Genomic DNA, 7,903 nt, shown 5'->3' on the forward strand with positions numbered 1-7,903 from the left:
GTCGTCGAGGATGTCGACCACGGCGTGCGGCAGATGAGCGGGTGCGAGCCGATCAGTAGACGTCGCGGACGTAGCGCTTCTCGGTCGTGAGTTGTTTCTTGTAGGCGGTGGCGGCCTCGGGAGTGAGGTTGCCGTGGATCTGGGCGATGGTGAGCAGGGTGTGGTCCACGTCGCGGGCCATCCGGCTGGCGTCGCCGCAGACGTAGACGTGGGCGCCGGACTGGAGCCAGGACCAGAGCTCCGCGCCGTGCTCGAGCATGCGGTGCTGGACGTAGATCCGTTCCCGCTGATCGCGGGAGAAGGCCAGGTCCAGCCGGGTCAGAAAGCCGTCGCGGAACATATCCTCGAGTTCGGTGCGGTAGTAGAAGTTGTCCGCGGCGTGCTGGTCGCCGAACAGCAGCCAGTTGCGGCCGCGGCAACCCAGCGCGCGGCGTTCGTGCAGGAAGCCGCGGAAGGGGGCGATACCGGTGCCGGGGCCGATCATGATCATCGGTGCGTTCGGGTCCAGCGGCGGCCGGAAATGCGGTGCGCGCTGCAGGAATATCGGTATCTGCGCATCCGCGCCGCGGTCGGCCAGGAAGGTCGAACAGACGCCGCCGCGCGGTTCGGCCGGATCGCCGTAACGCACCACGCCGACGGTCAGCTGCACCTCGTGCGGATCGACCAGTGGGCTCGAGGAGATCGAATACTGCCGCGGCTGAAGCTTTTTCAGCACGCCCAGCCAATCCACCGGATGGGCCCGGACCGGGAAGTCGCGCAGCACGTCCACGGCCTGCCGATCCCACAGGTAGCCGTCGAGTTCGGTGCGGTTGTCGCGGCGCAGGAGCTTGGCCAGTTGTGGGTTCGGGTTGCGCGTGGCGACGAAATTCAGCAGGTCGTTGCTGATTCGGGTGATGTCGTAGTGGGTGCGCAGGGCCTGTTCGAGCGGCACTTCCCGATCGTCGACCTCGGTCGCGTGCCGCGGGTCCAGTCCGGTGGCGTCGAGCCATTGCGCGACCGACGTCTCGTCGTTGGTGGGCCAGACGCCGAGGGAATCGCCGACCTCGTAGCGGGCATCGCGGTCGCGAAGGTCGAAGCCGAAGTGCCGCACCTCTTTCGGCGATCCCGGGCGGGAGAGGAGTTCGTTGCGTACCAGGGGCGCCGGAATAGGGGCGTTGCGGGTGAACGCCGGGGCCGGCCGGCTCGGCTTCGGTACGGGCGGTGGAACGGGCGCGGTGCGAGGGGGAGCTCCCAACACCCCGACCACCTTCTCGATCCACCGCGCCGAGAGCTCGGCGTGATCGGGCTCGCTGTCCACCCGCGCGAGCAGCCTGGTGGCGCCGCATCGCGCGAACAATTCATCGAGCTTGCGACCGTGACCGCAGAAGTCGTCATAGGAGGAATCGCCGATCGCGAACACCGCGTATCGCAACCGGGTCAGGCGGGCGGTGCTGTCGGACAGCGCATCCCAGAACTCCGCGCCGTTGTCCGGAGGTCCACCGTCGCCGAACGTACTGGTGATCACCAGCACATCACCGGTCAGATCGGCCGGGTCACAGGAATTCATCTCCAGCAATCTGGGCGCACAACCGGATTCGGTCAATCGCTGGGCGGCCTCGGCGGCGAACTCCTCGGCCGTGCCGGTCTGCGAAGCCCACAACACCGTGACGACATGCGGTTCGGCCTGGGCCGCAGCGGGTTCCGGCTCGCTGCCGCCAACGCCCGTGTCCCGTGAGTACATCCCGGCCAGCAGCCCGTCGATCCACAGCCGGCTGTTGCGCGCCAGCGGCGCGGATTCGGGCAACACCGGTTGTCCCTGCACCGGAAGAGATTCCAACGCCGCCAGATATCCGCTCAGATAGATCCGTTCGGTATCGCTCAGCATCGGCGCGGCGGCGGTGTCCAATCCGAGCATGCGAGCCAAGGGATGCCCGCCTCCCGACGCGACGGGCGCGGCGAGCGGCGGCGCCTGCACGGGCGCGGCGGGCTCGGCCGCGATGCGGCGCAGGGATACCGCGCACGCCTTGAACTCCGGTTGTAACGACGCATCGTCCACCGCGTCGTTGGTGACCGCATTCACGGTCAGGTATTCGCCCTGTTCGTCGTTCCAATGGAACGGCGCGAAGCAGTTGCCCGGCCGCACCCGGTCGCTGATCCGCACCGGCAGCACGGCACGCCCACGGCGAGAGGTGATTTCGAGCTGATCCTCCGGCCGCACGCCCAGCCGCTCGGCATCCTCGGGATGCACCTCGACGAACGGTTTGCCGTTCAACTTGGTCAGTTTGGCGACCTTGCCGGTTTTGGTCATGGTGTGCCACTGATGCGGCAGCCGGCCGGTGTTGAGCACGAAAGGGTAATCGTCATCGGGCATTTCGCGGGGTTCCAGATGCGGCCGCGGCCAGAACACCGCGCGGCGGCTCGGCGTGGCGAAGGCCAGTTCCGGAACGTTCCCCGATTCGTCGGTGAACAAATCCTGGCTCACTCCGTCGTTGCGATAGCGAATCGGATTGCGGCGCTGCGCGGGATCCGGACAGGGCCACTGCATCGGCCCGGCACGCAATTGCTCGTAATTGATCCCGCGCAGGTCGTATCCGGTGGCAGGATTGGCGAATTGCCTGATCTCCTCGAAAACCTCAGCGCTGGACTCGAATTCGAAACCATCGAATCCCATCGCGGTGGCCACTCGCGCGATCAGCGACCAATCCGGGCGCGCGTCACCGACCGGATCGATCGAGCGCTGTAGCAGGCTCACATCGCGTTCGGAATTCACCATCACCCCGTCGGCCTCGGCCCACAGCGTGGCGGGCAGCAGCACATCGGCATAGGCGTTGGTGGCCGTCTCCGCGTAGACGTCCTGCGTGACGACCAGCTCCGCCGCCTCGAGCCCGGAGATGACGGTCTTCCGATTCGCGACGGACGCAACGGGATTACTGCAGATGATCCAGCACGCGCGGACCTTACCATCGGCCAGTTGCCGGAACATCTCGATGGTGCCCGGCCCGGATTCGGCGCGAATCGTTCCCGGCTCGAGATCCCAGGCGGTTTCGACGAACCTGCGATCGGTCTCGGACAGCACACTGCGCTGACCGGGCAGTCCGGGGCCCATGTAGCCCATCTCCCTGCCGCCCATGGCATTCGGCTGTCCGGTCAGCGAGAACGGCCCACTTCCGGTGCGGCAGATCGCGCCGGTGGCCAGATGGAGATTGCACAGCGCATTGGTATTCCAGGTGCCGTGGGTGGACTGGTTCAGGCCCATCGTCCACAGCGACATCCATTCGCCCGCCTCGCCGATCCACCGTGCGGCGGTGCGGATATCGTCCTCGGCGAGGCCGGTGATCTCCGCGACGCGGTCCGGGGGATAGTCGGCGAGGAATTCACCCATCGACTCCCAGCCCTCGGTGTGCGCGGCGATGAAATCGGCGTCTATGTCGCCATTTTCGACCAGCAGATGCAGCAGACCGTTGAGCAGCGCGAGATCGGTGCCGGGAGTGATCTGCAGGAAAAGATCAGCGTTGCGGGCGGTTTCGGTGCGGCGGGGATCGACGACGATGAGTTTGGCGCTCGCAGTCTTGCGGCGATCGGCCAGGCGCAGGTACAGAATCGGATGGCAGTCGGCCATATTCGCACCGATCACCAGGAACAGATCGGCGTGGTCGATATCGTCGTAGGATCCCGGTGGCCCGTCCGCGCCGAGGGACTGCTTGTAACCGGTGCCCGCGCTGGCCATACACAGCCGCGAATTCGATTCGATGTGTACGGTCCGCAGATACCCTTTCGCCAGTTTGGTGGCGAGGTACTGCGCTTCCAGGGACATCTGCCCCGAGACGTAGAGCGCGATCGCATCCGGGCCGTGCGTGTCCAGAATGGCCCGCAGTCGCCCGGCGACCTCGCGAACCGCGTCGTCCACGGCGACCGGGACCGGTTCGTGCCCGCGCTCCGTGCGTCGCAGGGCGGTGGTCATCCGGCCCGGCGTGCGCATCAGCTCGGCGTGGGTGGCCCCCTTCGTGCACAGCCGTCCGGCGTTGACCGGATGCAGTCTGTTACCGCGCACGGCCGCGATGACGGGCGCGCCGGATTCGTCCACGCTGGTCTCCACCGTGATCCCGCACCCCACGCCGCAGTACGAACACGTGGTGTCGACGTTCGCCGGGCCGGAAGGTGCGGGGGACATGACTCGATCATGGCCAGCGGTGATTGCGCCGGATTTACCGAACGTTATCGCCGGGTGACAAAGGTCCGCACAGCCCGGATTCGATCTTGTGAGGAGAGGGCGGAGTGACGCACGCCCCTAACCGAGGTTGTAGCCACGATGCAGGGCGACGATGCCGCCGGTGAGGTTGCGCCACTTCACCGCGGACCAGCCCGCGTCGGTCATCCGCAGGGCGAGTTGGCGCTGATTCGGCCAGGCTCGGATGGATTCGGCGAGGTAGACGTAGGCGTCCGGATTGCTGCTGACCGCGCGGGCCACCCGGGGCAGCGCCCTCATCAGATATTCCATGTACACGGTGCGGAACGGGCCGAATACCGGGGTGGAGAACTCCGCGATCACCAGGCGTCCGCCGGGTTTGGTGACGCGCAGCATCTCGCGCATCGCCAGGTCCGGCTCCGAGAAGTTGCGCAGCCCGTAGGAAATGGTGACCGCGTCGAACGAACCGTCGGCGAAGGGAAGCCGGGTGCCGTCCGCGGCGACCATCGGCACCTTACGGAAGCGACCCGCGTCCAACATGCCGCGGGAGAAATCCGCCGCGACGCACCAGGCCCCGGATTTGCCGAACTCGAGGGTGGACACCCCGGTCCCGGCCGCCAGGTCCAGCACCCGTTCACCGGGCCGCAGCGCCAGCGCCCGACGGGTCGCCCAGCGCCAGTACCTGTCCTGTCCCGCGGAGATCACGGTATTGGTCAGGTCGTACCGCTTCGCGACGCCATCGAACATCGACGCGACCTCATGCGGTTCCTTGTCCAGCGAGGCACGGAACGAGTCTGTTTTCGCCACGCCTGCAGACCCTAGCGTGATCCGCGCACGGGGCCGAGGCGGGCCGGTTCTCCTCCAGCGGGAGTGCACCGCGCGTCGTCGAAGTGCCGGACGCGACTACGCGCTGCGGCAGATGTGATCCGTTGTGGTGTCGAGCACATCCGCGTAATGCCCCATCAGTTCGGTGCAGATGGCGGGCCAGGTGCGGTGCAGCACGGATTTGCGTGCGGCGGTGGCGAATCGGGCGCGGTGCGCCGGATCCTGCAGTGCCCCCACGGCGCTGGGCAGCAGTTCACCGAAACGGTCCACCGGGAGGAGGTAGCCGTTGCGGCAGTGGGCGATCAGATCGCGCGGGCCGCCCGCATCGGGTCCGACGACCGGCAGACCGCTCGCCAGCGCCTCCTGGACGCCCTGGCAGAATGTCTCGTGCTCACCGGCGTGCACCATCACATCCAGGCTCGCATAGGCCCGGCCCAATTCGTCGCCGCCCAGTTCGCCGGTGAAGATCGCCGAGGGCATCAGCTCGGCCAGATGTTTGCGTTGTGGGCCGTCACCGACGATGACCAGCTGAATCTCCGGATCGTCGGCCAGAACGGCGAGGCGTTCGACATGCTTCTCCGGGGCGAGCCGCCCGACGAAACCCACCACCAGACGCTCGTCGGCCGACCACGCCTCGCGCAGCTCCGCCGAGCGCGCCGAGGGGGTGAACCGCGCGATGTCCACTCCGCGCGCCCACCGATGAACCCGCGGAATCCCGTGTCGCGCAAGATCTTCCGCTGCCGCCGAGGATGGGGCGAGAGTGCGGGCGGCGCGTTGGTGGATGCGCCGTGTCCACGCCCACGCCGCCCGCCGGGCCGGGCCGAGCCCATAGCTCTGTGCGAATCCGGCGACGTCGGTCTGGTACACCGCCACCGCGGGCAGATCCAGTCGCAACGCGGCCGACATCCCACCCGCTCCGAGCAGGAACGGCGAGGCCAGATGCACGATATCGGCGTCGAACTCCTTGATCGCCGCGGTGATTCCGGGCTGCGGCAGCCCGACCGGCAGCGAACTGATCTTCGGCACCATCACCGCGGGCACCCGCACCACCGGGAACCGGCCCCACGAGCGTGGCGCGGGTGGCTCTCCACGCAAGGTGTCGGGGGCGATGACCAGCGCGTCGTGGCCGTGCCGCTCCAGATGCCCGAGCACCTGCAGCACGGAGTTGACGACGCCGTTCATATTCGGCAGGAACGACTCCGCGACAATCGCTACACGCACACGTCAAGTGTGCTCGAGCGGCGACGCCGTGCCGCCAAGACCGTATGACACGTATGCGAAGTTCCGGCGAACATCTCCGGTCGTCAGGCTGGTCGGACGACTTCGACGCCCCCCTGTGGCTCGCGCAGCCGAAACCGCCGCACCAGCCACAACGACGGCAGCGCGATCAGCCACACCACCACGATCACCGACAACGCGGGCACGATCGCGACCCGCGCATCGCGACCCGCCACCCGCACGAGTTCCGGATCGGCCCGGCTGTACTCGACGTTGATGCGTTCACCGGCGGTCAACTTGGTCGGGTACAGCACACCCAGCCGCGGATTGCGGGTGACACCATCGGGGGTGACGAACGTCACCGCGGAACGCAACCGGCCCGCCGAGAGCACTTCCGCGCTGGCCACGCCCTTGTTCGAGTTGATCAGCATGTCGTCGCGCCAGGCCGCCAGGACCAGCAGTACCGCCAGTGCGCTGATCGCCGTCGCGGCGATGAGCACACCGATTCGAATCCGTCGCAGACGCCGCGTACGCCGATGTGCGGGCTGACTGTTCTCCGACACCACTTCAGGCTATTGCATCGCTCCGATAGCGTGTGCGCCCATGTCCCGAAAATTCAGCTTCACCGTGTCATACAGCGTCTCGGTCGCGGAGCTCCACCGGGCGATCACCAGCGACGAGTTGTGGCAGGCCCGTTTCGACGGCGCGACCACGGCCACCCTCGACTTGTCCCACGACGACGGTCCCGGCACCATACGCGTGTACATGGCCGAAACGGCACGGCCGGACAAGATTCCGGCGCTCGTGCGCAAGGTGCTCAAGAACGATCTCGTCATCGAGCGCACCGACAACTGGGGACCACTCGACGGCGACACAGCCCGGGGTGTGTTCTCGGCCACATCGCAGGGCATCACCAGCGAGATGTCGGGCACCTACGAATTGCGCCCCGCCGCAACGGGTTCGCAGATCGTGGTCGCGGGCAGCGTCGCGGTGAAGGTGTCTCTGGTCGGCGGCGCGATCGAGCCGCTGGCCGAACAATTGCAACGCCGCGTCATCGAGAGCGAACGCAAGTTCATCGAGAAGTGGTTCGCCGCCGAGGCCGACGGCTGAGCTGAAAACCTTGCATGCGAGCCGGTTTCGAGCGGCTCGCATGCAAGGCGGCAGGCCGGGCGCTACTGTGCGCCGGGCCCGAAATCGCCGCCCTCGAACTCCTTCGGTTCGACCAGGACCAGCCAGTTTCCGGAATTGTCGCGGATGATCGCCTCGACCCCGTACGGCCGGTCCGATGGCGGCTGCACGAATTCCACACCCTTGGCGGTCAATTCCGCATACGCCTTGTGGCAGTCGTCGGTCCGCAGCCCGAGCCCGCCGTTCGTCCCGTTCGCCAGCGCCCGCCGAATCGCTCCGGCCATGTCCTCGTCCAGCGGCGGTCCCGGCACCATCAGGGTGATCTCCAGTTCCCGGTGATCGGGGTGCGCGATCGACACCCAGCGGAACCCGTTGTCCCCCATGGTTATATCGGTCATCTCTACGAAGCCCAGCTTCTCGATGTACCAGTTCTTCGCCGCCGTCTGATCGGTGACATGCACGGTGACCAGAGACACATTGGTGATGGTTGCCATGTCATCAGGCTATGGGCCCGAGGCGGCCGAGCGCTTCTCCGAAATTGCTGTGTTTTTGGCCTCCGCTTCGCTG

6 protein-coding genes are annotated in these 7,903 nt (G+C 67.0%); 1 reads left to right on the forward strand and 5 read right to left on the reverse strand.

The features are described from left to right. Positions 1-52: 52 nt before the first annotated feature. The 4 genes from NV1_RS25910 to NV1_RS25925 all read right to left on the reverse strand — a co-directional run bounded on the left by NV1_RS25910 (position 53) and on the right by NV1_RS25925 (position 6,771). A complete protein-coding gene (locus NV1_RS25910) occupies positions 53-4,150 on the reverse strand; it encodes a bifunctional nitrate reductase/sulfite reductase flavoprotein subunit alpha (protein WP_067896572.1) in 4,098 nt (1,365 codons plus the stop codon). Positions 4,151-4,267: 117 nt separating this feature from the next. Then, a complete protein-coding gene (locus NV1_RS25915; RefSeq protein WP_067896575.1) occupies positions 4,268-4,972 on the reverse strand; it encodes a demethylmenaquinone methyltransferase in 705 nt (234 codons plus the stop codon). 96 nt (positions 4,973-5,068) lie between these two features. After that, entirely contained in the window at positions 5,069-6,211 is a 1,143-nt protein-coding gene (locus tag NV1_RS25920) for a glycosyltransferase family 4 protein (protein ID WP_084525773.1), read from the reverse strand. Positions 6,212-6,294: 83 nt separating this feature from the next. Beyond that, positions 6,295-6,771 carry a DUF3592 domain-containing protein gene (locus tag NV1_RS25925; RefSeq protein WP_067896618.1) on the reverse strand — a complete coding sequence of 159 codons (477 nt, stop codon included), beginning with the start codon at positions 6,769-6,771 and terminating at the stop codon, positions 6,295-6,297. 40 nt (positions 6,772-6,811) lie between these two features. On the opposite strand from NV1_RS25925, the gene NV1_RS25930 reads away from it, so the two are divergent. Continuing rightward, a complete protein-coding gene (locus NV1_RS25930; RefSeq protein ID WP_067896577.1) occupies positions 6,812-7,318 on the forward strand; it encodes a DUF2505 domain-containing protein in 507 nt (168 codons plus the stop codon). 62 nt (positions 7,319-7,380) lie between these two features. Here the strand turns inward: NV1_RS25930 and NV1_RS25935 are convergent, their stop codons facing one another. Next, positions 7,381-7,830 carry a VOC family protein gene (locus NV1_RS25935; protein WP_067896580.1) on the reverse strand — a complete coding sequence of 150 codons (450 nt, stop codon included), beginning with the start codon at positions 7,828-7,830 and terminating at the stop codon, positions 7,381-7,383. Positions 7,831-7,903: the final 73 nt, after the last annotated feature.

It is taken from the genome of Nocardia vaccinii NBRC 15922, from assembly GCF_001613305.1.
In the GTDB taxonomy this organism is placed as follows: domain Bacteria; phylum Actinomycetota; class Actinomycetes; order Mycobacteriales; family Mycobacteriaceae; genus Nocardia; species Nocardia vaccinii.

Excerpts from the sequence above, each read along its gene's own strand:
- NV1_RS25930 (WP_067896577.1), top strand. The coding sequence starts at position 6,812 with ATGTCCCGAAAATTCAGCTTCACCGTGTCATACAGCGTCTCGGTCGCG.
- NV1_RS25910 (WP_067896572.1), bottom strand. The coding sequence starts at position 4,150 with ATGTCCCCCGCACCTTCCGGCCCGGCGAACGTCGACACCACGTGTTCG.
- NV1_RS25935 (WP_067896580.1), bottom strand. The coding sequence starts at position 7,830 with ATGGCAACCATCACCAATGTGTCTCTGGTCACCGTGCATGTCACCGAT.